This is a genomic window from Paenibacillus sp. GCM10027630, from assembly GCF_042676305.1.
In the GTDB taxonomy this organism is placed as follows: domain Bacteria; phylum Bacillota; class Bacilli; order Paenibacillales; family NBRC-103111; genus Paenibacillus_S.
The window spans coordinates 1-26,018 of the sequence record NZ_JBHTGY010000026.1 but is presented as its reverse complement, the minus strand read 5'-3'; the positions used below and the strand labels follow the sequence as shown (position 1 = coordinate 26,018).

The 26,018-nt window shown below is 46.5% G+C and carries 23 protein-coding genes and 1 riboswitch; of the genes, 5 read left to right on the top strand and 18 right to left on the bottom strand.

Annotation, left to right across the window (positions count from 1 at the left end; all coding sequences use genetic code 11):
* Positions 1-168 precede the first annotated feature (168 nt).
* The 3 genes from hprK to ACFQ0C_RS11860 all read right to left on the bottom strand — a co-directional run bounded on the left by hprK (position 169) and on the right by ACFQ0C_RS11860 (position 2,908).
* The gene (hprK, locus tag ACFQ0C_RS11870) at positions 169-1,077 is read right to left on the bottom strand and encodes an HPr(Ser) kinase/phosphatase (RefSeq protein WP_258215969.1); all 909 of its coding nucleotides are present in this window, start codon (positions 1,075-1,077) and stop codon (positions 169-171) included.
* A 370-nt stretch (positions 1,078-1,447) separates the two neighbouring features.
* Complete coding sequence (locus ACFQ0C_RS11865; RefSeq protein ID WP_258215855.1) at positions 1,448-1,783, bottom strand: MerR family transcriptional regulator; 336 nt, start codon at positions 1,781-1,783, stop codon at positions 1,448-1,450.
* A gap of 153 nt (positions 1,784-1,936) precedes the next feature.
* Positions 1,937-2,908 carry a hypothetical protein gene (locus ACFQ0C_RS11860; RefSeq protein ID WP_379366949.1) on the bottom strand — a complete coding sequence of 324 codons (972 nt, stop codon included), beginning with the start codon at positions 2,906-2,908 and terminating at the stop codon, positions 1,937-1,939.
* A gap of 426 nt (positions 2,909-3,334) precedes the next feature.
* Here ACFQ0C_RS11860 and serS point away from each other — a divergent pair, with 426 nt between their 5' ends.
* Positions 3,335-4,624, top strand: a complete 1,290-nt coding sequence (gene serS, locus ACFQ0C_RS11855) for a serine--tRNA ligase (RefSeq protein ID WP_379366947.1) — start codon at positions 3,335-3,337, stop codon at positions 4,622-4,624.
* A 125-nt stretch (positions 4,625-4,749) separates the two neighbouring features.
* On the opposite strand, the gene garR is transcribed toward serS, so the two are convergent.
* The 7 genes from garR to ACFQ0C_RS11820 form a co-directional block, all read right to left on the bottom strand.
* Positions 4,750-5,643: a 2-hydroxy-3-oxopropionate reductase gene (gene garR / locus ACFQ0C_RS11850; RefSeq protein ID WP_379366945.1), complete on the bottom strand. Its 894-nt coding sequence runs from the start codon at positions 5,641-5,643 to the stop codon at positions 4,750-4,752.
* Positions 5,644-5,697: 54 nt separating this feature from the next.
* Positions 5,698-6,588, bottom strand: a complete 891-nt coding sequence (gene dapA / locus ACFQ0C_RS11845) for a 4-hydroxy-tetrahydrodipicolinate synthase (protein WP_379366943.1) — start codon at positions 6,586-6,588, stop codon at positions 5,698-5,700.
* An 81-nt stretch (positions 6,589-6,669) separates the two neighbouring features.
* Positions 6,670-7,692, bottom strand: a complete 1,023-nt coding sequence (locus tag ACFQ0C_RS11840; RefSeq protein WP_379366941.1) for a mannonate dehydratase — start codon at positions 7,690-7,692, stop codon at positions 6,670-6,672.
* 186 nt (positions 7,693-7,878) lie between these two features.
* The gene (locus ACFQ0C_RS11835) at positions 7,879-8,718 is read right to left on the bottom strand and encodes a carbohydrate ABC transporter permease (protein ID WP_379366939.1); all 840 of its coding nucleotides are present in this window, start codon (positions 8,716-8,718) and stop codon (positions 7,879-7,881) included.
* Positions 8,719-8,731: 13 nt separating this feature from the next.
* A complete protein-coding gene (locus ACFQ0C_RS11830) occupies positions 8,732-9,610 on the bottom strand; it encodes a carbohydrate ABC transporter permease (RefSeq protein ID WP_379366937.1) in 879 nt (292 codons plus the stop codon).
* A 105-nt stretch (positions 9,611-9,715) separates the two neighbouring features.
* Positions 9,716-11,035, bottom strand: coding sequence for an ABC transporter substrate-binding protein (locus tag ACFQ0C_RS11825; RefSeq protein ID WP_379366934.1), 1,320 nt, complete (start codon positions 11,033-11,035; stop codon positions 9,716-9,718).
* 34 nt (positions 11,036-11,069) lie between these two features.
* The gene (locus ACFQ0C_RS11820) at positions 11,070-12,059 is read right to left on the bottom strand and encodes a mannonate dehydratase (protein WP_379366932.1); all 990 of its coding nucleotides are present in this window, start codon (positions 12,057-12,059) and stop codon (positions 11,070-11,072) included.
* Positions 12,060-12,366: 307 nt separating this feature from the next.
* Here ACFQ0C_RS11820 and ACFQ0C_RS11815 point away from each other — a divergent pair, with 307 nt between their 5' ends.
* Entirely contained in the window at positions 12,367-13,086 is a 720-nt protein-coding gene (locus ACFQ0C_RS11815) for a response regulator transcription factor (protein WP_379366930.1), read from the top strand.
* Between the two features lie 22 nt (positions 13,087-13,108).
* On the top strand, positions 13,109-14,869 hold the full coding sequence (locus ACFQ0C_RS11810; protein ID WP_379366928.1) for a sensor histidine kinase: 1,761 nt from the start codon (positions 13,109-13,111) through the stop codon (positions 14,867-14,869).
* Positions 14,870-15,379: 510 nt separating this feature from the next.
* Here ACFQ0C_RS11810 and ACFQ0C_RS11805 read toward each other — a convergent pair.
* From ACFQ0C_RS11805 to ACFQ0C_RS11785, 5 genes are all read right to left on the bottom strand, one after another.
* Positions 15,380-16,813, bottom strand: coding sequence for an NAD(P)/FAD-dependent oxidoreductase (locus ACFQ0C_RS11805; protein ID WP_379366926.1), 1,434 nt, complete (start codon positions 16,811-16,813; stop codon positions 15,380-15,382).
* Between the two features lie 74 nt (positions 16,814-16,887).
* Positions 16,888-16,988: riboswitch (purine riboswitch) on the bottom strand.
* Between the two features lie 182 nt (positions 16,989-17,170).
* Positions 17,171-18,058: an ABC transporter permease subunit gene (locus ACFQ0C_RS11800; protein WP_379366924.1), complete on the bottom strand. Its 888-nt coding sequence runs from the start codon at positions 18,056-18,058 to the stop codon at positions 17,171-17,173.
* Positions 18,055-19,017: an ABC transporter ATP-binding protein gene (locus ACFQ0C_RS11795; RefSeq protein WP_379366922.1), complete on the bottom strand. Its 963-nt coding sequence runs from the start codon at positions 19,015-19,017 to the stop codon at positions 18,055-18,057. Before ACFQ0C_RS11795 ends, ACFQ0C_RS11800 begins: the two co-directional genes overlap by 4 nt.
* Entirely contained in the window at positions 19,014-20,156 is a 1,143-nt protein-coding gene (locus tag ACFQ0C_RS11790; RefSeq protein WP_379366920.1) for a hypothetical protein, read from the bottom strand. The genes ACFQ0C_RS11795 and ACFQ0C_RS11790 overlap by 4 nt, the downstream gene beginning before the upstream one ends.
* A 13-nt stretch (positions 20,157-20,169) precedes the next feature.
* The gene (locus ACFQ0C_RS11785; RefSeq protein WP_379366918.1) at positions 20,170-20,688 is read right to left on the bottom strand and encodes a sigma-70 family RNA polymerase sigma factor; all 519 of its coding nucleotides are present in this window, start codon (positions 20,686-20,688) and stop codon (positions 20,170-20,172) included.
* A 140-nt stretch (positions 20,689-20,828) separates the two neighbouring features.
* Between ACFQ0C_RS11785 and ACFQ0C_RS11780 the strand changes: the two genes are divergently transcribed.
* On the top strand, positions 20,829-22,613 hold the full coding sequence (locus ACFQ0C_RS11780; RefSeq protein ID WP_379366916.1) for a sulfatase family protein: 1,785 nt from the start codon (positions 20,829-20,831) through the stop codon (positions 22,611-22,613).
* Between the two features lie 153 nt (positions 22,614-22,766).
* Here ACFQ0C_RS11780 and ACFQ0C_RS11775 read toward each other — a convergent pair whose 3' ends face one another.
* From ACFQ0C_RS11775 to ACFQ0C_RS11765, 3 genes are all read right to left on the bottom strand, one after another.
* Positions 22,767-23,723 (bottom strand): aldo/keto reductase, encoded by a 957-nt coding sequence (locus tag ACFQ0C_RS11775; protein WP_379366914.1) that lies wholly within the window; start codon positions 23,721-23,723, stop codon positions 22,767-22,769.
* A 41-nt stretch (positions 23,724-23,764) separates the two neighbouring features.
* A complete protein-coding gene (locus ACFQ0C_RS11770; RefSeq protein ID WP_379366912.1) occupies positions 23,765-24,175 on the bottom strand; it encodes a MerR family transcriptional regulator in 411 nt (136 codons plus the stop codon).
* 379 nt (positions 24,176-24,554) lie between these two features.
* On the bottom strand, positions 24,555-25,274 hold the full coding sequence (locus ACFQ0C_RS11765; RefSeq protein WP_379366910.1) for a class I SAM-dependent methyltransferase: 720 nt from the start codon (positions 25,272-25,274) through the stop codon (positions 24,555-24,557).
* 150 nt (positions 25,275-25,424) lie between these two features.
* Between ACFQ0C_RS11765 and yjcZ the strand changes: the two genes are divergently transcribed.
* Positions 25,425-25,514: a sporulation protein YjcZ gene (yjcZ, locus tag ACFQ0C_RS11760; protein ID WP_379366908.1), complete on the top strand. Its 90-nt coding sequence runs from the start codon at positions 25,425-25,427 to the stop codon at positions 25,512-25,514.
* Positions 25,515-26,018: the final 504 nt, after the last annotated feature.

The following is a 26,018-nucleotide window of genomic DNA, read 5'->3' as shown; positions in this document are numbered from 1 at the left end:
CATATACTCATCTACAGATATTACTCCTCGAAGATGATTCTGTCGAACAAGAGAAAGGTCCTTAGAAAGCGGGTACAGCACAAGGATTATACGACACACTTCATTATCTCGTTATCCCGGAGTTTTACACGAATCTCCTCTTAATTCCAGCTTTCTTCCGCTAGCAGCCTAATCACTTTCCAATCGTTTCATAAAATCCTCAACTGCGCTGTAGCCCTGCTGCTTCAAATACCAGTTATTCGCAGCCGCCTCCACAAGTCCCGCCACATCTCTTCCGGGTTGAAGCTGGATTTCTATATGCGGAATGCGAACGTCCAGATAATCGGTAAACTTCGGCTCCAGCTCCAAATCATTATTCAAATCGTTCTCCTGCCATTTGGTCAACTCGATATCGAGAACGATGCGGGTTTCATCTTGAAACGCTCTTCTTCCATACAACCGGGATACATTGATAAGTCCGATACTGCGAAGAGCCAGAAACTCTTTGCTTTTGCCGTTATGCGAGCCTATGATCGTTTCGGGACTCGTTTTTTTCAGCACCACGATGTCGTCAGCTACAAGCCGATGCCCGCGGCGAATCAAAGTATGCGCAGTCTCGCTCTTGCCAACGCCCGATTTGCCGCGAAGTATAATCCCGATGCCGGACACGTTGACGCATACACCATGGATAGTGATCTCCGACGCTAATGCTTTAGCCAAGTAATTATCCATCAGATCCGAAAACTTGGAGGTCGGCTCGGGAGTTCTTAACAGAGGTATACCCTCTTCTTCGCAATACTTTTTCAAATATTTAAGCCCCTCCTGGTTACGCGTTACGACGAAGCAAGGGGGATGGTATTTCACAATGTTGCCAATACTCAAATTTCGTTCTTCTTCGCTATGCTTATGCAGATAAGTGATTTCCTTCCTCCCCAAAACCTGCACATGCGCCTGCGGGAAAAAATCGAAATATCCGACAAACTCAAGACCCGGACGATGTGTCTTAGGCTTGGTTATCACCCGGTGCAGCTCCGACTTGCCGGCCAGCACTTCCAGTGAGAACCGATTCACTAAATCTTGAACGGTGACAGTCTTGATCATCATCGCCTTCTTTCTTATGAATTTGTTCTTAACTACATTAACATTCTACATATCGAAGCATTTTCCTCTGCTTAAAAGCTACAATTGTGTAGCAGCCTTATCCTGCTTCCATTACAATGGGATCTACTGAATTGTGCGAGTCATTTTGTGCTAGAAATAACCTGAAATCCTCTATGATTATATAAAATGATAGCGCATTCATATCAAAAAAGAAACTTGCCTTTTTGCGATAACCGTAACATTTCTTGAAGCTGGCCAAGCTCGTTACGGTGGGTATTTCCGGTGCTAACGGGCTTGCTTATTTGCGGCGGCTTAGCTGGACGCCTTCATCTTCCTTTTCGAAGCCTCTTCCTTTTCCAATACGATCCTACTGGGCCCCTTCTTTGGTTTGCTGCTGCTCCATAACCTTGCCAATGGCTTCATTAATCTTGGATATTCTATCCTCAACTTTGCGTGCCGCTGCATCCAATGTGAATCCATCGTCCAGCAGCTCTTTGATGAGAATAATCTTTTTTAGATTCGCATAATCATACCGTCTAGTTGTTACCTCCTGATCAGGTAAGCATTTAATGATTCCTTTCGTTTCCCAATATCGGATTTGCCTCTGCGGAACGCCGGTAATCTCCGCTGCCTCGCCAATTCCTACTACGAGACGGGCAATAATATCCACATCGAACAATAAATTTTTTATTTGATCATCCACTTCTGTCTTCCTCCTGCTTGCACGACTTGTATTTATTTTACGAAATTTGCCGGGAAGACGCAATTCATCCGAAGCTTCTGTAGGGAAAAAAGGCCGATCACCACAGTAGCGGAGGAAGGCCTGTTACGATTAGTGCTGCAACATACAATTCGCTTATTTCTGGACTGGATATCCGGGAAGAATGTCGGGATTTATGCGCCTGGCCATCTCAACAATCCACTCGTTCAGGCTGTCTGTAGCTGCGTTCGTATCGTACCTTACACCTTCTAATTGTAGACCGCTTCCGTAACGGACAGTTTTATCCCCATCATACAAGTCCATGAAATACAAGTAGCCAACCCTCCATTGCTGATCATAGGATTTAACAAGCTTCATTGCCTTCAGCCTCTTCACAATTTCTCCAACTGTGTCCGCATCCTTAACAATGACCTGTTTCCCGTCTCCAAACCGGATACTTATCTGAACAATGCCTTTCAAATCGTGATGTAAAATATCGGTCAACTCCACCGCTTGATCCGCTGACGGCGGGTCCCACACGGCGAATTCCACTAATACCCTTGGTTCCGGATCATTATTGGATAGTACCCTTGTTATTGGCCCTGTACTCCATCCGTCAATCCTCTGACCCTCCTTCAAGTCCTCAAATTTAAGTGGCTGCTTGCCATTCTTTTGGTACAATTGGGCATCATTTGCGAAAGAAACCCAATAAACTCCCTCCATGGTGTTTTCATGAGGTTTGTATTTTTCCTGATCCACTACTAGAACTCGGCGCTCCTCCTTGCGAATCATTGAAATGACGCCCTCTATATCAGGTTGCTCAGAAATCGTAAAGGACTCAATCTGTAAAAGAAAAGAATAGCCAACAGCATCATATATGGCTTGCTGGAGCGTTAATTTCTCTTCCTCGGTTAGGGGCTCCCTGTGCTCGTTCAGCTTTCTCACCTGCATGTGAACAGCTCCATCTTCTGTGTAACTATTCATAAGCTGTACGGATAAACGAAGATATACCTCGGTCCATGCAGGGAGTTGCTCCTGGATATGTTGAAGCTCCAAAGAAGGCTGCGAAGCCTGCAATTCATTGTTGGAGTTAGTTAGGAGAGGTAGATCAGTCGGTTGCATAGTCATTGTCCCCCATCCCATTGTTAGAACAATGAAGAAGGCAATCAAACCGTTCAAATGAATCACCATCCTCTTAAAAAGATATATGTATAAAGTATTAGACTAGACGAATTTGAAATAGTTTCTATAAATTTCCATTATCATCATAGCTCCTGAATAAACCATTGAATGTTTGAGCATACCTGAGGTATACTACTTAAAAGAAAAAATGACAACCTGCCTATGAAGAGCATCCAACTCGGAGGCGTTCTCGTCAAGGAGACTGTGGATCTCCCTAAGTTAAACGGACCCGCCCGTTATCGCGGAACCAAAGTGGATCAGACAACTTTTGTTGTTTGATCAAGTTGGGTGGCACCGCGAGCCGAAGCGCTCCTCGTCCCAAACGGATGAGGGCGCTTTTTGTCTTTTTTACTAAAAAAGGAGCGTGGCGGTATGTTAGACATCAAATGGATTCGTGAACACAAGGAAGAGGTACAAAGGGCGGCAGAACGGAAGGGAATTCCACTTTCCATCGAGGATTTACTTGCATCCGATGGCCGGAGACGCTCGCTGCTGCAAGAAATCGAACAGCTTCGGCAGGCCCGAAATCGACTAACCCGAGAAACTAACGATCTCATGAAACACGGAAAACAAGAAGAGGCTGATGCAAGCAAGGCAAAAGTAAGAGAAGTCAACGGGAAGCTGATTGTGCTGGAGAATGAACTGTCTGAAATAGAAGCTGAGCTCCACACATTATTGCTGCAGGTACCTAATATCACTTCAACGGATACCCCTTACGGGCGCTCGGACGAGGACAATGTGGAAATACGGCGGGTAGGGGAGCCTGCCCAGCTTGACTTCGAAGCCTTGGATCATATTGCACTTGGGGAGCTTCATCAGATCATCGATCTCCCGCGGGGCGTAAAAACAGCCGGATCACGCAACTACTATCTCAAGGGGGCAGGCGTGCAGCTTCACCGCGCCGTACAGCAGCTTGCTGTGGATTTACTAACAAGCAAAGGATTCACTCTGCTCGAGGTACCTCTGTTGGTCCGCACCGCCGCGATGATGAATACCGGTTTTTTCCCGGCAGGTGAAGAGCAGACATTCCGCATTGCTGACGATGACAAGTGGCTTGTAGGAACATCGGAGGTTCCTATCGTCTCCTTTTACAGCAACGAGATTGTAGATGTAACGCACCCACTCAAGCTTGCTGCCGTTTCCCAGTGCTTCCGCAATGAAGTCGGCTCAGCTGGAAGGGATGTGCATGGCCTGTATCGGGTACATCAATTCGCCAAGGTAGAACAGGTTATCCTGTGCCGGGCTAACCTGGAGGAGTCAGAGCAGATGCTTCAGGAGCTGACCCAAAACGCGGAGGAGCTCTTGCAGCTGCTGGAGCTGCCATACCGCGTAATGTCCGTCTGTACCGGCGACATGTCGCAGAAGACTTACAAGCAGTATGACCTTGAAAGCTGGATGCCCAGCCGTCAAGCATACGGCGAAACTCATTCGTCGTCCAACATCCTTGACTTTCAGGCCCGCCGCTCCAATATTCGGTACCGTGATGATCAAGGCAGCCTGAAATATTGTTACACGCTCAATAATACGGCCGTAGCATCGCCTCGCATATTAATTCCTTTGCTTGAGAATCATCAAGAGGAGGATGGGGCCATACGGATTCCGCTGGCGCTGCGGCCCTACATGAATGGGATGGATCGGTTAGTCCCGAATCTGCTCAGCTAGCTCTATCGTATGAGAAAAGCTATTCGAAGCCCTTTCAATGAAGATACATTCGTGTATATCTCTTAAAAAAATGAAACAGAGCCAGAACCTGGATGTATAGGTTCTGGCCTGTTTTAATGTTTTGGTTAAATGTTTCCACTTCTCTTCACTTCCGTATTAGCCATTTTCTCATAGTAGCGAATTAGGCTGCTGTGATCGTCATCTCCCATTCCGTCTGCCTTCAGCGCTTGCATCATTTCTATTACTGCAGCGGTAAGCGGCAGCGAAACTCCTACTTCACGTGAGGTTTCCAACACATTGCTTAAGTCCTTTATATGCAGATTAATGCGGAAGCCCGGGTCAAACTTCCGGTCCATAATCATATACGCTTTAGCGTCCAACACCGTGCTGCCTGCCAAGCCCCCGCGAATGGCTTGATACACCAGCTCCGGCTCGACACCGGCCTTGCTGGCCAGAACAAATGCTTCCGACATTGCGGCAATGTTAATAGCTACAATAATTTGGTTAGCCAGCTTCGTTACATTGCCCGCTCCGATGTCGCCAGTGAGTACAACGGAAGCGGCCATCGCCTTCATTACAGGATAGCATCTGTTGAATACATCCTTCTTTCCCCCGGCCATCACCGAAAGAGTCCCTTCAATCGCTTTCGGCTCGCCGCCGCTCACAGGGGCATCAAGCATATCGATACCTTTTTCAGCAAGTTTAGTGGCAACCTCTTGGCTTACGAGAGGGGCAATGGAGCTCATGTCGATAACAACCGTCCCCGGTTTGGCGCCTTCCATGATGCCGTCCGGTCCTATAATGGCTTCGCGCACTTGATGCGAGTCAGGCAGCATCGTGATGACGACGTCTGCCCACTCGGCTACAGCTTTAGGAGTCGATGCCGATGCCGCACCTGCGGCAATCAGTTCGGAGGCATATTTATTTTTGTCGAGAACGATGAGCTCGTAACCTGCTTTTATCAGGTTTTTGCTCATAGGCTTACCCATAACACCAAGACCGATAAATCCTACTTTCATACTATTGAAACCTCCTTATAGTAAGTGATCAAAAGGAGCTTTTTGAACAACCTCTTATAGCTCTCCCATCTGTTTCAAAATATCCATGAGCTTATCCCTATTAGGCTCCGAGCAGCTGCTGTTCGGCTTAATTGGACTGCCTACGTTAATACCCAATAGATTCATCGCATCCTTGGTTACGACCGGGAAGCTCCCCAGATTAAAGGCCATGCGCAGGGGTGCCAGCTTAAACTGGGCTTCCAAGGCGCCCGCCAATTGTCCTGCCATAAACTTTTCGTAAATCTCAACTACAAGAGCAGGCACGATATTAGCAGTCGAAGCTACGCACCCGACTGCCCCATAAACCAGGGAACCCAGAATCATGACATCTCTCCCTGCCATGACCTTGAAGCCTTTATTCCGGGTTCTGCGAATATATTCCGCTGTTAATGTCATATCGCCGCTGCTGTCTTTAACCCCGACAATGTTTGGAATATCAGCCAAACGCTCCATTAAACCGACAGAAATGTTGTTTCCTACACGATCCGGATTGTTGTACAGAACAACCGGCAAGGAAGTCGCCTCGGCCACCTTACGAAAATGCTGATACAATTCCTCCTCGGTTGGCGTCAGAAACATTGGAGGCAAAATAGTAATCGCCTGTGTGTGCAGCGCCTCTCCCATCCGGACCAGCTTCACGCACTCTTTGGTCGAGATCGCTCCAATCCCCATATATACCGGTACGCGACCCTTTACCTGATCCACCGTGACCGTAACCGCCCGCTCCTGCTGCTCATGATCGAGACCATAAAATTCGCCGTTGCTGCCAAGCGAAAGAATGCCGTGAACACCTCCTGCAATTACGTGCTCTACAACACGGCGAAGTCCCGCTTCGTCTACATTTTCCTCGTTATCTAGCGGAGTAACGATAGGCGGAATAACTCCGCGAATAAAGCTGGTGTCCATATTTTCTCCCCTAACCTCTTTTATAGGCCGCACCGCTCCTGACCCTTTATGATCCTTCTCGCATACTTGCTGTTATGTCCGTCAATGCCGTATGCCTTCAAACTCTGCCAATGCAGCCAGCAGCGCTCTCGTGTAGCCGATGGAATAACCCCAACCAATGCTGGATTGCTTCCAGCCGATACCCGAATGCGCCCAGTTTTGATCTGTATCGACACTGTCGCCCTCCAACTGAGTAATATGATCGGGATTAATACAGCCCTCGTACCCGACCTTTCTCAGCTCCAGCAAAATTTTAAACACATTCAAATCTCCGTCATCGAGAAGCGCTTCTTCAAAGGCTCCTGCAGTAGGGAGACTGCCCCTAATATTGCGAAGGTGTACTAGAAAGATTTTCCCCCTTCGACCGTAATGATTGATTTCATCCGTAACTAAGGAGCTTCCGCCTTCTGTGGCCCTCGTGCCGACGCAGTAGACGAATCCGACGTGGGCATTCGGGAACGCATCGATAATCCGATGGAAGCCCAGTCCGCCAAAAGCCGTCCCATGGTTTGGCGTATCGGACGGATGCACCGTTAATTTCACATTATAATCCGCTGCTATTGGAACCAGTGTGCGAAAAGCTTCTGTAAAGCGGCTCCACCACCGCTCCCGCTCTTCCAAATCGGGTACTTCGGGATTAACCTTTAGCAAGCCAAGGCTTTCCCCCCGCGCAATGGCTCCGCCCCGCTGCACCGCTTTGTACCCGGCCGTCAGAGCAGGCACGGTATCTCCGGAGAACCGCTGCCGGACAATCGGCAAGCCCGCTTCACCAAATACTTTGATCGCATTCGCTGAATGCTCCAGCTCCTTTTCACAGCCTGGCAAATTGTTCATGAACCGTTCAGTGAAATCAGGCAACGTAACCCGATTCATATCAAGCCCAAACGAACGTACCCGTTTTCGGAGCTGAAGCAGCCTATCCAGATCCGGAAAGCCCTGCTCCTGCACTCCGCTGAAGGATGATCCTTTTCCAAAATCGATATAATCGACGCCTAATTGGCACATTTGCTTCAAATCGCGGTCCGTCAAATCGCAGGTGTTAACCGTTACCGACAGGTTCATCATCCTCGTTGTCACACTCCTATTAAGATGTAGTTCAAAAAGTCCCCTTTTGATCACGAAGTAACTCAGGAAGCTTATTCGACATCGAATCTTGCATTCACCTTCGAATTCTGGTGCTCCTACACGGTTCTGCTGTTTTTCGCCGGAAAAGTCGGCTTCATAAACACCTGCCCACCCACCGGCTGTATATTATTTAACTCCGCCGGCAGCCAAGCCGCTTTTTAAAAAGCGTTGAGCTAAGAAATATAGAAAAATGGCTGGCAAAGAAGCGACAACTGATGATCCCATCAGTAAGCCCCATACGGCCTGATCGGAAAACTTAAACCCAGCAATTCCGATATTAACCGTCTGCTGAGCAGGAGTGGTCGTCAAAACAAGAGCATACAAATATTCGTTCCATGCCAGGGTAAACGCAAACGTAGATACGACAGCAATACCCGGAGAAGCTATCGGCAGAATGATTCTGAACAGCGACTGAAGACTGCTGCAGCCATCGATCATTGCCGCTTCCTCAAGCTCTTTGGGAATCGCCTTGAAATAGCTGATCAGCATGTAGCAGCAATAAGGAACGATAATGGTCGGGTAAACAATAAGCAGCGCGTTCTTATTATCGCTAAGTCCAAGCTTGCTGACTGCTACATACATTGGGATAAACAATACGGCTGTGGGCAGTAGATAGGTATAAATAATACTTTGTGAAAAAAAGACTCTCCCCCGGTAACGGAGTCGGGTCATGCTGTACGAGCCCAGTATGCTGATGCTGACCGAGATCAAGGTGACGAGCGAAGCGACATAAAGGCTGTTTTTCACATAATTCATGAACTTGGTTTTTTGAAACAAATCCTTGTAATGATTTACTGTCCACGCTTCAGGTATCATGCTAGGCTTCGGCGTATACATCAGCTCGTTAGGAGTGAAGGACGACTTGACCATCCAATACACCGGAAATAACGTCCAGATCGTAAAAATAATCACCGTTATGTATATTAGTATTTTTTTCTGTAGCTTTTTCCATGTTTTCGGCTTCATCAGCATTCCCCTCCTAATCATCCGTTTGCATTTTTCTCATGGAGACGACAATCATCAAGACGAGAATTGGAACGACGGAGCCCGCCACTGCTAGCGCCCGACCCATCAGATTTTGTTGGAAGGCGACTTCGTACGTATAAGTGGAAATGACCGCCGACGCATTCAAAGGCCCTCCACCCGTGATCAGATATACACTCTCAAAATTGTTAAAGGTCCATATACATGAAAGCAGCGTTGTTATCGTTATGACCGGCATAATCGAAGGAACCGTAATCGAAAAAAACTGTCTTATGGAACCTGCTCCATCGATCGTCGCCGCTTCATACATTTGCGAATCGATCGTTTGCAGACCGCCCAGCAGACTAAATATAAAGAAAGGAAGTCCCTTCCACACATTCACAATAATGACCGAAATAAGCGCCATATGAATTCCCGAGGTCCACGGCACAGGCGTATCCGTAATATTCCAGCGCATCAGCAGGGAATTGATAATGCCGTAAGTATCGTCATACATCCAACGCCAAGTGATAGCCGCAACCATGCCGGAAAGAGCCCAGGGAATAAGCAGAATCATACGAAAAATTCCCCGGCCAAAAAAAGTTTCATTAACCACAACCGCCAGCAGCAGACCGACGGCTAATTTGATGCCTACACTTGCGATCATATAGATGAATGTATTTTTAAGCACCTTCCAGTACTCTTTATCCGTAAAAATGTAGAGGTAGTTGTCAAGACCGACAAATTTAGGGTCCACACCTACAACTTTGTCCGTAAAGCTTAAATAAACCGCATTAAGGAACGGAAAACCGATGACCACAAAGATGACAAAAGCAACGGGTATGATCAAAATATACCCGAGCGACCTGTCGTATTTTCTGCTTAACTGTTCCATCGTATTGGGCCACCTCCTGACTTCAGTTTCTGTGAGTTGGGGAGGCGAGGCACATCCTCAATTGCCGGATATGCTTCGCAAATGTCCCCGTCGTCTATGGGTTCGTTACTTTTTGCCGTACAGCTGTTTAAGCTCCTGTTCAAGCTGATCGAGGGATTTTTGCGGATCCATCTTCTCTACAACAACTCTTTGCACCGCTCTGGTGGCGAGCTGAGAAGATTTGGCCTTAGAACCGAGATCGTCCTCTGGACCCGGATAGTTGCTTGAGCCGACGACTGAATCAATCATTTTCATCCAACCGGCTGCTTTATTGTTCGGATCCTTCCAGAAGGCCGCCTCTTCCGAGCCCTTCAGCACAGGCTGGAATTTCCCGCCCATGACCTCGACAAATTTATTATAGAAATCCTTGTCATAAAATTCGGTAACGAATTTTTTAGCCCATTTGGTGCCTTTGGCGTTTTTGAAAATGGCGAAAACGTTGCCGCTGCCCAGAATAAATTCACCCTTAGGACCGGCGAGCTTTGGAATAAGGAGCGTATTTTTCTCCAGCTCCGGCTTCTCCTTCTTCGCCTGATCATAAACACTTCCGCTGTTTATGATGAAACCGACCGTACCTGCGAGATAAGCGTTGTTATTTCCATTATCGTCCCAAGTCACCGAAGACGTCGGCGATAAGCCTTCCTTCCAAAACTTAGACATGAACGTAATCGCTTCCAACGTTTCCTTGGAATTGACCACGATATTATTGTCCTTATCGACGATAGCACCGCCATAGGCGATAATCACGTCTCTGACCATTCCCTCGGCATCGCCGCCCCCGGATTGACCTAACGGGAAGCCTACAGCGTAAATGCCATTTTTCGGATCATTGACGATTTTGGCTTGCTCATACAGCTCCTGCCATGTTTTCGGTACAGACAGATTGTGCTTTTCCCATAAATCTTTACGCAGATAGGCTCCGCCCATTTGGTACGATTGGGGTACCATGAAATATTTGTCTTTGACTACGACAAATTTTTTAGAGCCCTCGGTAAAATTAATTTTCGTAATGATATCCGAGGCGTCCACGAGTTGGTCAGAAGCAACAAACTGCTTCGCTACCGGGTCGTTAGCTACAATAAGATCAGGAGGATTCTTGGCTTCGATGGCAGCCAGAAGCTTTGTTTTCAAATCATTCTGAGATACCACCACATACTCGGCCTCTATATTGTTGGCCTTTCCGAATTCTTCCACGCGCTGCTTCATCAGGTCGTTATAAGCTTGTGTATACTCCCCTTTATCCCAAAAGATGAACTTCTCTTTAGGAGCGTTAGAAGTACCGGAAGCCGCAGGCGATGAGGCTTGCTCGCCTGAGGAGCAGCCTGCTGCTGTGATTCCAAGCAAGGCGGTTGCTGCCAGAATCGAAATCATTTTTTTATTTTTCAATAGTTTCACCTCATCATGGTATTTTTTGAAGCCGTTAGGCATACATCGCGCAAAGAAGCGCTTTCAAATATCCAATGGAATAGGCTAGTCCGATTCCGCACACCGTACGATGGTCGCCGCTGTGCCTAATCCGGTCATCCCCTTCGAGAACTGGAATGTGATCAGGGTTGATACAGCCGTCATAGCCCACCTTCTTCAATTTCATCAAAATTTTGAACATATTTAAATCCCCATCGTCCAGTAGTGTTTCTTCAAACCCGCCTGACGTTGGCAGGCTGCCGCGAATATTCCTCATATGAATCAGATGAATCCGGCCTTTTCTACCGTAATGGTTGATTTCATCTAGCACGAGCGAGGACCCGCCCGCTTCAGAACGGGTGCCGATGCAATAGATGTAACCTACCTGCTTGCTCGGAAAAGCATCGGTAACCCGATGGTAGCCCAGACCGCCGAATGGTGTGTCCGTATTAGGGGTATCCGACGGATGCATCGACAGCTTCACGTTGTACTCCTCGGCAATTGGAACCAACTGCCCGTAGACGGTCAGGAAACGGTCCCACCAAGCCTGCAGCTCCTCATAGGTCGGCGTTTCCTGCGGTTGCTTGGTAAGCCCCAAGCTTTCGCCACGCGTGATATAGCCTCCTCTTTGCACCGCATCATACCGCGTCATTAAGTTATCGAACGTATCACCGGCGAACCGCTGCCTTACGATGGGGACTCCCGCAGCACCAAATACCTTCATAGCATTTACGGTGTTGTCGAGCTCCTTTTCCGAGCCGGGGAGATTGCGCATAAAGCTCTCCGACATATTAGGCAGCGTCACACGGTTGATATCGAGTCCGAACGAACGGAGTCTGCGCCTTAGCTTCAGCAGTTCATCCAAATCGGGATACCCCTGCTCCTTCACTCCGATGAAGCTGGAGCCGTTCCCAAAATCAAGACAATCAACCCCTAACTGGACAAGCTGCTTCAAATAACTGTCAGGAAGATCTACTCTTGCCGTAGTTACAGAAATTCTGATCATTTCTAGCCCCCCTATTTGTTTCTCAAATTAATTTTGTGATCGATGTGATGTATGGCGCTTCCGGTTACCTTTGATTATAAAAGATACGGAAATAATAAAAAGGCTGTTCATCCCTCTTTTAGTATCATATATTGGCTCAATTAAAACCGATGGGACCAAGAAGTGTCATCTTTTAACAAAAGGGAATCATCAAATGTCCATTTGGTAAATTACGCTACCCTACCCACCGATCAATGTTATAATGTGCCTATTGAAATATGCGACTGATTGTAGCTTGTATAGAGCATGTATAGTGAGGTGAGCCACCGTGTATAAGCTTCTAATTGCTGATGATGAATATGAAATCAGAAACGGTTTAAGCAACTATTTTCCTTGGAATGAAACCGGTTTCGAGGTCGTGAGTGCAGCAGAAAACGGTATGCAGGTAATCGAATATATAGCCAACCATACAGTGGATGTGCTTCTTTGTGATATCCAGATGCCGGTTATGACCGGAATTGATGTTGCCCGAGAGCTCCATCGACAAAAATCACCTGTGAAAATTATTTTTTTAAGCGGTTACAAGGATTTCGAGTTCGCCCAGCAGGCGCTCATCTACGGTGTAAAAAATTATATCGTCAAACCAACCAAATACGAGGATTTAATGTGTATTTTCATGGGGATACGTGAGGAATTGAACCGTGAGGGGAAATCGGCGTGCGAAGGAGGCATTTCCGACAAAGTAATCGCGGTAATCAAAAATTACGTGAAAGAGCATTACCGGGATGCGGCCCTCGAGGAAGCAGCGAAATTGGTTCATATGAGCCCTTTCTATATCAGCAAATATTTCAAGCAGAAGACCGGGGAAAACTTTTCCGATTACGTCATTTCCATCAAGATGCAGAAGGCTGCTCAATTTTTGAAGGAAATCGATTATAAAACGTATGAAATCAGCGAAATGATCGGTTACAGCAACCCTAAAAACTTCACTCGCACCTTCAAAAATTATTTTGGTAAAAGCCCTCGGGAATTCAGAAATGCAGAATAAGGGATAGAGGTCAGACAAGCAGATGAAAACCTACCATGCATTTTTCCTTAAAAACTTGTTCACCTTCTTGATCCCGATGCTTGTGCCCATCCTGATTCTCGGTACGATGTCCACGATCATTATCAAGAGGTATGTAACGGAAGAAATCAACAACAACACGACCAATATGCTGAAGCAAACGAAGGGAAATATCGAGCTGATCTTTAGCGAGCTGGATTCTCTTAACATCCACTTTATGGCCAACGCCATCGAATTTGCGAATTTGAAAAGCCTCATGCTCAAGCCGTCTCTGGAGCTCGATGACTATAAAATATTAGCGACGATCAAAAATCTGATCGATGCACCTGCCATGGCGATGCCCTATATCGATTCCGTATACGTTTATTTGAATAACGACAAAAGCCGCTTTCTATCCACAACCTCCGGCGGACTGACCGAACTCAACCAATTTTATGATAAAGCATGGTTCAACAGCTATATAAGGCATCAACACGACGAACAATTGGTATGGACGGAAAACCGCACAATTAAAAAATATAACTTTGAAAACTCCGCCACGGAGCTAATCAGTCTGTACCGCAAGCTGTCCCTCGATCAAGGAGACGGCCTCATTGTCTTAAACATCAACGCCAAATATATCGAAAACCATTTGTCCAATTTGTCCACGCTGCAGGATCAAACTCTTCTCATACTTGGACCTAACGGGGAGGTTGTGTTTAAAAACAAAAAGCTTCCCTATTTTGACAGCTTGCCCTTTAATGATCTCATTTCGGAGAATCGCTCGTTTTATGAGATGGATCTGAAAGGCCAGCCGTTAATCGTTTCCAAGCTGAATTCGGATAGGTACGGTTGGACCTACCTATCTATCGCACCCAAAGCAAAGCTGTATCAGGTTCCGAACAGCTTGAATCAGACGATTCAGCTGCTCCTGCTGCTTTCATTTTTATTCGGCAGCGGATTAACGTTTTATTTTACGAGAAAAAATTATCGGGATATCAAAACGATCGTGACGATCCTGGAATCTGCCGAGAATAGTAAACCTTTGCCTGCCCTTCCTGCTCGCATCAAGGACGTTTACAGCTACATCGTTCACAGCATCTTGAAAAATTTTATCGAGCAGAACTACTTGAACATTCAGCTGTCCGAAAGGAAATACAAAGCCCAGGCCATGGAATTGGTAGCTCTGCAGTCTCAGCTGAACCCTCATTTTCTATACAATACGCTTGAGACGATCAACTGGCAAATTTCCGGTCTCACCGGGAAGCCAGGAAAGCTGAACAAGATGGTCGAGAATTTGGCCGATATATTGCGCTATTCTTTGGAGGGACATAACAAGCCGGTCATTCTGCAAAAGGAAATTGCCTACACGTTAAGCTACATCGACATCCAGAAGGTCCGGTATCAGGACAAGTTCGATGTCGTATGGGAATATGAGGATCGCGTGAAAAAGTACAACGTCCCGAAGCTGATTTTGCAGCCGCTTATTGAAAACAGCATTTACCACGGTATTAAAGTGATGGAAGGCAACTACCGTATCAAAATAAAAATTTGGCAGACCGGTGAGCTGCTTCAATTGGCCGTGATAGATAACGGAATCGGTATCAGCAAGGAGCGTCTTGGAGAAGTTAGGCATGTCCTGGAGATGGACACCGGCGAGACCGACCATATCGGCCTGTTCAATACTAACAAGAGGATGAAATTGCTGTACGGTGAATCGTTCGGGGTTAAAGTTCGCAGCAAATACGGCCGGGGAACTGTGGTCTATTTAAGGATTCCGATATGAAGCTGTCCTGCGGCCCTACATGAATGGGATGGAACGGTTAGTCCCGAATATCTAGTAAAAAGAGGAACCTGCAAGCATGCAGGTTCCTCTTTTTACTGGCTTCACTTTTAAGTTAACAGCTCAATACCACTAAGCAGTACTTGAAAGTAAGCAGACACGACTCCAACATGAAATAGTGGGAAAACCTCCAGTTAATGGTGGTCCATGGGAGCCCATCACTATAAGTAACAGGAAAACCTCAAGCTAATTCCGCCCCTTACAGTACTTTCCCCAATAAATGCTTCATATAGATGGAGCTTTTCCAGTTAGTCTCCTTATGCCGGGTTTAAAGGCTAGATTAGCTCCAGAAATTCCAGTTACCCCTTTTCCCTACTGGCCTGTAAGCACTCGTTGGGTTTATCGGGCTATCCGGTCAGTTACTTACGACAACCAATAAACTATCCAAAAAGCATACAGTATGAAGCAAATAGCGGTCCAGTCAAGATTAGTTTCAGTTGGTACTGCATCCGCTTACGCTTTACCGCTAATAATATTTCTCGCTATCCATACTCCGGCAGCGCCTGCCTGTGCGAGACCTCTCGTTATTCCTGCACCGTCGCCTCCGCAATATAAGCCCTTGATCTCGGTTTCGAACGCTTCGGTAAGCTTAGGTCGAGCCGAGTAGAACTTGGCCTCCACGCCATAAAACAACGTATGCTCGGAAGCAATGCCGGGAGTAACCTTTTCCAAAGCTTCTATCATCTCAATTAAGCTTTTCATTGTATTGTAGGGCAGAACTAAGCCCAGATCGCCGGGTACCGCTTCTTTTAATGTCGGTTCAATAAACCCCTCTTTAATCCGGCTTACCGTTGAACGCCTTCCCCTGATGATATCCCCGTATTTCTGAACGATAACACCGCCACTGGAGAGATCATTAGCTCTTTGACAAATTTCCCGCGCATACTCATTCGGCTTATCAAAAGGCTCCGTGAATTTATGGGAGACCAGCAAAGCGAAGTTGGTATTCGTTGAGCCCAGCTCCGGGTCCTTATAAGAGTGTCCGTTGGCCGCCATGACGCCGCTGTGATTCTCCACAACAACATGGCCGGAAGGATTGCTGCAGAACGTTCGGACCTGAGTACCGACTGACGTATTGAAAATAAATTTACCCTCATACAGATGCTCATTAATCTCTCTCATCACGACATCTGAAGTCTCAACACGCACCCCAACATCCACTTGATTGTTGTACATCTTCAGTTTCTTTCTTTTGAAAACTTCACTAAGCCACGCAGAGCCATCTCTTCCGGGAGCTATAACTACATGATCGCTGAAATACTGCTTGCCATTTTTTAAAAGAATGCCTTGGACGCTGCTGACGTCATTGTCTTTTGCGGTGATAATATCTTCCACTTCGGTCCTGAATTGCATGTCGATCCGTTGATTCAGATATTCATAGATGGACCTCAGAATTTCCAGGTTTTGTTCGGTGCCCAGATGTCTGACCTCGGCTCGCAGCAGCTTAAGACCAGCGGCAAACCCGCGTTGTTCAATATTTTTTATCGTATCGGTCGTTGGGTCGGTTATGTTCTGCGTGGCTCCGTGCTCCAAATTAATGTGATCCACATATTTAATAAGCTCCAAAACTTTGGAAGGACTCAAGTAATCGGTCATCCATCCGCCGTACTGTGTCGTTATATTAAATTTCCCATCGCTATAGGCTCCCGCACCGCCAAAACCGCTCGTGATCGAACATGCAGGCAAACAGCCAGCGAAGTCTTTTTTTCCTGCCGCAGGAGGACAGAGTTTAATTTTTCCTTCCAAAATGGGACATCGTCTATGATAAATATCTTGACCTTTATCGATCAACAGTACTTTGTAGTGAGGTGATTTCAACATAAATTCATAACACGCAAAAATCCCCGCAGGTCCGGCTCCAACTACAATTACATCATACTTGCTCATATCAGGCCTCCATAGATCATTATTCATTTGGTTCCGAGCAAACAAAAAAATCCCTAACCGTGAATGGGTGTGCGGATAGACAGCACCCCATTCATAGTTAGGAATTTAGCGGTTCCTACTAGAAACCCTCAAACCGTATTATTGAGGATATATGAACGGATGAATATTCACTTGTTTTTTAAGACAAATTGAATGTTATAGCAGATCCGTCACGATGTCAACATTTATATTTCGTGTTTACAGCATTTGAATACGATTTACTAAATAAAACAACTGAATTAATAACCAAATTCCGAACATTATTTTGAAAAAACTCTTATTAAGCGACAGATAAACCCTATAATCGAATATTAAAAGCTATAAATCCTTCCTGCGAAACAACCACAACCCGCCTCCGAAGGTGAGCAGGGTATATCCCGCCACATACCATAAGAAGGTATTGGATGGAATAGGCCCTAAAGCAAGAGTTCCGGTCAACCTGTTTAATTGAACCAGTTCATTCATTTCCTGCAGCGAGAACAGCTCTGCCAGCATACGGCTTTGCAAGGAATCCGCAGGCATGACGATCGACATCAACCCCGCAATGGTAGCAAGCTGCTTGGCGGCAATCTCCTCCAGTCTAAATGAGGATGTTATTTTGCCAATCATCCCGCCCAGCCAGCCTGCACCGAACAGCATGGTCATAAATACGCCATTTCCGAGGGCTGACAAAAAGCATGAGCCCAGCATCGATACAGATATGAGCATTGGAACCACAGCAGCAAACAGTAAGAAAGCGCGGACAAGCGCTCCTATATCACGTGGAACGGCAGCATGAATTTGGGTAATTACCAAGATGGAGACAAATAGAATAGCTGCGTACAGCACCCCCATCGATACATAACCGATCCAACGTCCCGTATACCATCCGGCGCGGGACAACGGGCGAGGAATGAGTGCCTGCAGCACCCCCTGCTCCGCTTCGCCGGCCACAACCGAGAATGAACTGAATATGGATAAAAAGGCGAGCACGAACGAAGCAAAAAAGAAGCCCAAAGTCAGAATTGTCACTCCGGCCTGGTACTGCTCAATCAGAAACTGGGAGCTGGATGGATCAAATCTCTCCAACAGCCTATTCGTCTGATCTCCCAGCGTTCCGGCAACAAACCAGAAAGCAACCAGGAATATTGCTGTCATCAGGAACGTGAGCATAAGCACCCGCTTGCGCAGCATTTCTTTCCAAGTCATCAGCGTGATCGTAATCATTCTCTTTCCCCCCTGTGGCTCCTTCCGGCAACTGCGCCGACGAACCACTCGTCCAGCTTCCCGCCTGCCTTCTTCACTTCATACAGTGTCATTCCCTGCTCGATAATCAGATGATTAAGCCAGCCGATTTGCTCCTCTGTTTCAACCTCAGCCTCGAGCCATATACTCTCATCCATCGAAGCCGCTCCGCTTCCGCAGTGAATATGTAAGGACAACCCGGTTGTTTCTTGAAGCCAATTAAGCATAGAAGATTCAAAACCGCCGATCCTAAGCTGCCAAAGCTTCTTCTCCTGCAACACCTCGGAAACCGTGCCGCTCTGCAGAATGGTGCCATTGTTCAGCAGCGCCACCCGGTCGCAAAGCACCTCCACATCCTCAAGCAGATGTGAGTTAAGAAATATCGTTTTTCCAGCAGCCTTCAGCCTATGTACAAGCTCTCTAACTTCCTTACGACCTACTGGGTCCATCGCTGATGACGGCTCGTCCAGAAAAAGAAGCGGCGGATCGGATAGTAAAGCGCATGCCAATCCAAGCCGCTGCTGCATCCCCTTCGAATAATGCTTCACCCGATCCTTGCCGCGGAGACCAATACCCACCTCATCCAATAATTGCCGGATCCGCCCCACGGGGTTGGAGGGCTTCCAACCGCATAATTTTGCATGCAGTTGGAGCACTTCCTCGCCGCTGAGCCATTCCTGGTATCTATACAGCTCAGGTAAATAACCGATATTGCGCCTCGCTTCGAGTGAACCAATCGGGTGACCGTATAAGGTGGCCTCTCCTCCGGTAGGCTGGATAAGTCCGACCAGCATTTTAACAAATGTGCTTTTACCCGCCCCATTTGGGCCAAGGAATCCGAAGACTTCCCCTTGTCCTACGGTTAGGCTAATACTTCTGCATCCCCGTCCGTTTCCGTAATCCTTGGTCAGTCCCCGGGCTTCAATGGCAGCCTTGTTCAAGGGCGAATCAACTCCTTAATTTGAGCGATTAGTTTGTCTTGGGTAATTGCATTTCCTTGAGCTCCCAGTTCAAGCAAGTGGCCATCTTGAACCCAGTAGGCGCTATAGTACCGATTTCTCTCATCCCCCTGCTTCTTAACAAGAACCGGGATTCCTTCAACTTTAATTTGCTCCATCTTTTGGTTGGAAATAACCGGCAGCGGTACGGAACCGCCCTTCAGCATATTGGTGGTCTGCATCGCCTGCTTCAGGTTTTCTGGCAGCAGCGGGAAATCAAGCACAGCCTCCATCGCTTCCGCTATAGGAATAGAAGGATCTACGGTGAGCTCAGGAACTGGCTGCTGGGACATCCAATAACTAGTCTCTTGCCCTTTGCCTTCCCCGCTCTTGAAGCTTGCATGAATACTTGGTCCCAACTCCAACGTTATCGGCTTCCCGTCAACGGATGCAGGCAGCAGTTTTTTGGCTCCCAGCCGCTTCATAGCGCTATTAACTTCGTTCACATTCATCTGGAAAGTTATCGTATTTGAGGGAGAAACGTTGAACTTATCTGTTTTGGCTTGTTTCGGTAAACGCAGCTTGCCGTTCATAAGCTGCTTGGCTTCCTCGGCTGATATAGGTTCATTTCGAGGTGTGCCGCTCTTTTGTGTAAACGTTCCGAACTTATTAATCGCTTCTCTCGTTTTATCGTCACGGAAAGCACCGTTTAATATCATTTGCAGATCATCCTGCTGCACGACTGCCATCTCTTGCATGCGGAATTTATGGAGTATCGCAGCCAACGCTTCGTTTCCAGCCGTTGTGCTTACGATGATGACCAGCAGAGCTGCGGCTGTCGCCGTGCCAACCAGCTTACGCCGTTTTTGAATCCACTGGGCGAATCCCTTCCTTGTCTTTACTGGAGCTTCCTTCTTCAAGGATGGTGTTTGGTTCCATTCACTATTGTGCATTGTTTCCGAATGAATACCACTTGGCAGAGGTTGTATGAATCTATCTCCCTGTAAGGAGCTTGCTCTTGCTGCTGAATTGCGCTCTAATTGCGCCCACTGCAAACTCCGCGGCTCCTTGGCCAGCTTGTCCTGAAGCTTCGCCCAAGCCTGATCCGTTAGCATTTGCTCATCTTTTGGCTGATTTGACAATGTTTATTCCCTCCTAATCTAACTGGACATGTGTCTTTGCTTGACGTTTCAGCTTCGCTGTGGCTCGATGTATGAGCGTGCCGACAAGCGGCTGTCTGACCTGTAATTGCTCCGCAATCTCCGCATAGCTATAACCCGAATATCGGAGGAGCAGCAATTGGCGGTCCCGCTCAGGCAGTTCATTAAGCCACTGTTGAACTTCCTCATGGTCCAGTTTTTGCAACACCGCTTCTTCCCCTGACGGCTCATCGCTTCCCATGAGAAGCACCTGATGCTCCTGCTTCTCCTGCAAAGAGCGTTCCCGGGATTTTTTATTTAAATGATCGTATCCGATTCGCGTCAGTACCCTGTGAAGCCAAGCGCCCACCACATTCAAGTCGTCCGGCGGGTTGCGATACAACCTCAGGAATACTTCCTGTGCTAAATCCTCAGCCGCTGCTTCGTCCCGGACTAAAGCGATCAGCTTACGGCGAACCGTGGGATAGTGGGTGTAGAATAGTTCTTGAAATAATTTTGTTTCCGGAATTTCCAATGCATTGTCCTCCTTCAGCTGCAGCTATTATAAAGACGGAAGTTAGCGGAGTTTTGTATCATTTTCTGAAATACTTCTCTTTTAGAGAGTTGCTACATAATTTAGTGTAAAATTATTCAATAAGCAGGGATGTGTATACGATGATTAGTAACAGGTCTCTTTCATACCCATGTGAAAAACCTAATTTTCTCGTAATACTGGTAGATGAAGAGCGGTATCCCCCTGTATATGAAAACAAGGAAATCCAACAATGGCGCCGCGAAAATCTTGTGACACAGGAGCTTTTGAGGTCTAACAGCATCGAATTCCACAGGCACTATATTGGAAGTGCCGCCTGCTGCCCAAGTCGAGCTACGATGTTTACAGGTCACTATCCATCGCTTCATGGCGTAAGCCAGACAAACGGAATCGCCAAAGGAGCCTTTGACTCCGATATGTTCTGGCTCGGCAGAAACACGGTGCCTACCATGGGAAATTACTTTCGTGAAGCCGGGTACCAGACGTACTATAAAGGGAAATGGCATATATCGTATGAAGACATTGTTATTCCCGGTACACATCAAGGACTCCCTAGCTATCATCCCCTAACCGGCGTACCTGATCAAAAAAAGGAAGATTTATACCTGAACGCGGACCCGCTGGACAGCTTCGGGTTTTCCAGCTGGATCGGTCCGGAGCCCCATGGAAAAAATCCTCGAAACTCGGCTTCTTCCGCTGCTTTCGGAGTGAGCGGCCGAGACGTAGTCTACGCCTCGGAAGTGGTTGAGCTCATCGAAGCCCTCGACCAACAGAAAGCCATCGACAACGATGCGTTGCCATGGCTTGTTGTAGCTTCGTTCGTGAACCCGCATGATATTGTTTTATATGGGTCGCTTACCGAACGACTTCCCATGTTTAATTTTGATGTGGAGCCTATGCCTTCGGTCGCTCCCCCGCCTACAATAAATGAACCCTTGGATACGAAGCCCCGCTGTCAAGCCAGCTATCAGCATATATATCCCAGAGCACTACAGCCTATAATCAACCAGCAGCATTACCGCAAGCTCTACTATCAGCTGCAAAAAAATGCCGATCAGCAAATGCTCAAGGTTTTTGAAGCTCTTGCCCGCTCTTCCTTCTATGATGATACAATTATCATTTTTACATCCGATCACGGAGAGCTGCTTGGGGCTCACGGCCATCTTCACCAAAAATTTTACTGTGCTTACGAAGAAATGCTGCATGTGCCTTTTCTCATTCATAACAAGAAGCTTTTCCCGCAGCAGCATCATTTTAACACACTTACAAGCCATCTAGATTTACTGCCCACCATGCTGGGGCTGGCCCATGCCGATACAGAAGATATTCAAAATCGCCTGCAAAATAAATTCAGCGAAGTCCATCCCTTTGTCGGACGCGACCTTTCTCCTTACCTCCTAGGGCATAATAAGTCCGATCCCGTTGAAGAACCGATCTATTTTATGATTGACGATGATGTTACGCAAGGCCAGCACCAAATCAACCCCTTGGGGGAGCCCTATCCCTCCGTCGTGCAGCCAAATCACATTGAAACCGTGATCTCACGCATAGAAAGGAATAACAGAAAAGAACTGTGGAAGTACTCCCGCTATTTCGACAACGATCAATTCTGGAGCCATCCAGGAAAAAAAGATGTCACCGTCCAGCCAATGAGTGGGTATCCTGCTGGAATGCAGTCAACGCAGTATGCTGCTTATTGCGTCACCTCAGTTAAAAACCAGCCTCTCCCCGATGAATATGAACTGTATAACTTGACCGATGATCCACTCGAAACCCGCAATCTCGCATATCCTGCTTATGCCTCTGAGCAATCGAAAATAATTCAAGAGCAGATGGCCTCTCTACTCAAGGAACAGCGGCAGCAAAAAAGGTTGGTTAGTCAAAATACATCAGGATCCCAGCGTTGAATTTCATGAAGTCCTTTACGACGAAAGCACCGGTAAGAGTAGGCAAATTGCCTTTCTTATCGGTGCTTTCATCGTAATCCGACTCCTATTCTGTTTAGCTCAATCCTTCCAGAGGTTCTTCTGTTTAACCATGTTAATCCATGTTAATCCATGTTAAGCCGTGTTTAGCCGATGCAGCTGTTCCTGATTGAGTTGAATGTTCAAAGCATCCAAATTCTCTTGAAGCTGTTCAGGCTTGCTTGCCGCTATTATTGGAATGGTCCTGGGAGTGTTCTGCAGGAGCCAAGCCAACACCACCTGATTTAAGGTTCCTCCCGTTTCGCTGGCAACTTCGGTCAAAACCTTGATTCTAGCTTGAGTATCCGGACCTTCGTATTGCTCCGGGATGGATACATCCTGACGGGTATACGCGCCATTTAACAAAGGAGAATACGCGAGGAGGGAGAAATCATCATGAGTCTTGCAATAGTTCAGCAGCTCGTCAGTAACACTTAGCTGTACGCCAAAATCAGCTCCTGGCTTAGGGCGAAGATAGGTATACCTCTGCTGTACGCAGCAGTACGGCGTCCAATGATTGGCGAGACTGATGCCTTTGGACTTCTCTATCCGCCAAGCCCAATGGTTGCTGCAGCCTAAAGCTCTAACTTTTCCAGCCTTTATCAAGCCATCCATGGCTTCCATTGTCTCTTCAAGAGGTGTATTTTCGTCATCAATGTGAGCATAGTACAAATCCACATAATCGGTTTTAAGCCGCATCAGACTTTCATCGATTGCCTTCTCGATAGCTCTTCGGGACAATCCTTCCTTATTCTCAAAGCCGCCGCCCGGGAAAATCGGATTGGCTCCAACTTTCGTAGCCAAAAAAATACTATTGCGATTTCCACGATCCTTGAGCCACTGACCGAGCAGCAATTCGCTCTCCCCGCCGACGCATCCCTCGTTCCAAAATGCATAATTATTGGACGTATCCAAAAAATCCCCGCCAGCATCCCTATACTGATCCAACAACCGATAGGACGCAGCTTTGTCCGCCCGGGAGCCAAAGTTCAAACATCCCAAACCTAAAGCACTGACTTTCATGCCCGTTTTCCCTAATGATAGCTTATGCATGTCAAACTCCTCCCCCTAAAATCGCAATTGAATGATTGAGGTCAGCCTGTTATCGATTTTTCCTCTTGCTGCTGTGCGGCTTCCCATGAACGATAATACACAATTTTATCTCGAAGCACGGTCAGGGTGTTTTGCAGCTCTTGAACCTGCATCAGTAATTTTTGTTCATGCTCCTCCAATACTTGCCGCCTTTGCGCAATGGTCAAATCGCCGTGACGCATCATGTCAGCGAAGCGCCGCATTTCTGAAATAGGCATTCCTGTTGATCGTAACCGCGTAAGCAAAATGATCCACTCAAGATCATTCTCCTTATAGGATCGATGCCCATTGGAAGCTCGACAGATCGGTTCCATGAGACCGATTCTCTCATAATAACGAAGTGTATGTACGCTTAAGCCCGTTCTTGCTGCAACCTGCTGAATCGTCAATTCAATGTCCATCTTTTGTATCACTGAATGGCCTCCCTCTTTGCTATTTTTTTATCATACAAGTTAGAGCGCACTCGAAGTCAACCCATTAAATGATTATATTTAGAAAAATAACCCAGATATTAGAAAAATCAAGAAAAATCGTCAGAACATTGACGGTCCTTTTATATACAAACACATACGTGTGTGCGAGTGGAGGGAGTTCGGTGTGGGGTTCCGACGCAAAAATTGAAATAAGGGGGAAGCTTCGCTCACCCCACGCGGCTTGTTATTACGTGATTTAAGTAGTCTTCTGCTGTCATTTGTCCTCTCCCTTTTACTCCACTTTTTTGCAGAAGGCCACCGTCATGACAAATAAATCAACCGAAAATTGTTGATTGGTTTATTTGGAGAAATTCAAAATTTATTTAGTCCCCATAAAATGGATGGATCCCATATATTCATGATATCGTTCCATTATACTATTATATTTATTAGTTACTTCCCAAAGTGCTGTGTCATAAAAAGAACCGGCATCTATGTGTTGATGGTGATCGGGATGTTCGAGAAGATCCTCGCTGATCTTGGGAAACAAAAAAGGGCCTTCTATCTGTACGTCTTTAAAGGCTGCTTTATTTACTAATTGGGACCAATCCTGATAATTCCACAGTGTGCCTATCTGAAAAAAAAGGGCAATATCATCATAAATTTCTTTTGGCATTGGTTTGATTTGAACCATTTCTCTGTCATAAACCTTGCCTCCAGTACGCAGAACTCTATAATATTCCGTTAAGGCTTTAGCAGTATCTACAAATATTGATACGGATTCAACAAGAATCACATCAAAAGAATAGCTTTCAAATGGAAGTGAGCATGCGTCTCCTTCCAAAAAGACGGCAGAGACATTCTCTTCATTTGCCCGCATAATTGCTTTTGAAATCATATCCGAGCGAATATCAATCCCTGTCACATCATGGCCTTGTGCAGCTAAATAACAAGATGTTCTTCCTGTACCACAACCAACTTCAAGAATTCGCGAGTTCATTGGAAGTGGATACTGCTCAAGTTGCTTTAATGTTGCGGTAAATCCTCCAGGATGAGCGTTGCCGATTCCTAATTTGGCCAGCATATCTAAATATTCCATCCGGCTTACTTCCTTTCACAGCATTTTAATCTCATCATATGAATGAAAAATAATATTGTAATGGACTTATGCTATTAGTGGATATTAGTCCATTCAAAATAGGTTTGCTGCGAATAACATATCCTTAGAAACGAAAAAGGAGGGATTGCAATGAGCACCGTCGGATTTACTTCCACTGCAACGATCTTGGTTCTGTTTATCCTATTGGTTATTGTTTTATCTGCTGGCTTTTGTATCTAATATCTTTGAGACAACCCCTCCACCATTTTATCCTGAATAGATGGTTGCAAAAGAGCCCTCAATTCCACTTTAATAGTTGAAGGCTTTTTTGCATATTCTTGTGTATTCTTAGTGATGAATAAGATGAGGTCGCTTTCCAGCGCGTACTCATCGCGGGTATCGGATTCGTGGTTCGTGGTTCGTACGGCATTGCATGGCAGTCTTGCGCACTCCGTGCAATTATCAGGAAAATGTCAAGTTAGTTACTCCGAAAATAGCGTTCCAAGCCTTATAGCTGGAATTTCTCATGCTAATTCTACGTATTTTGGCTGATATCCACCATATCACCTCTATTAGAGTTAGTTTTTCCAGTTAGATTGATTTCAGGCGATATCCACGCTGGATTAGCGTGAGGATTTTAGGCTGTCGAATTAAGCGCTTTCAATATCTCTCAAATTTTAATCCATACACCCTATTTCTCAATAGTGTTCTCGCAAAGCTCAATCTAGGTGTTAAAAGCCAGAT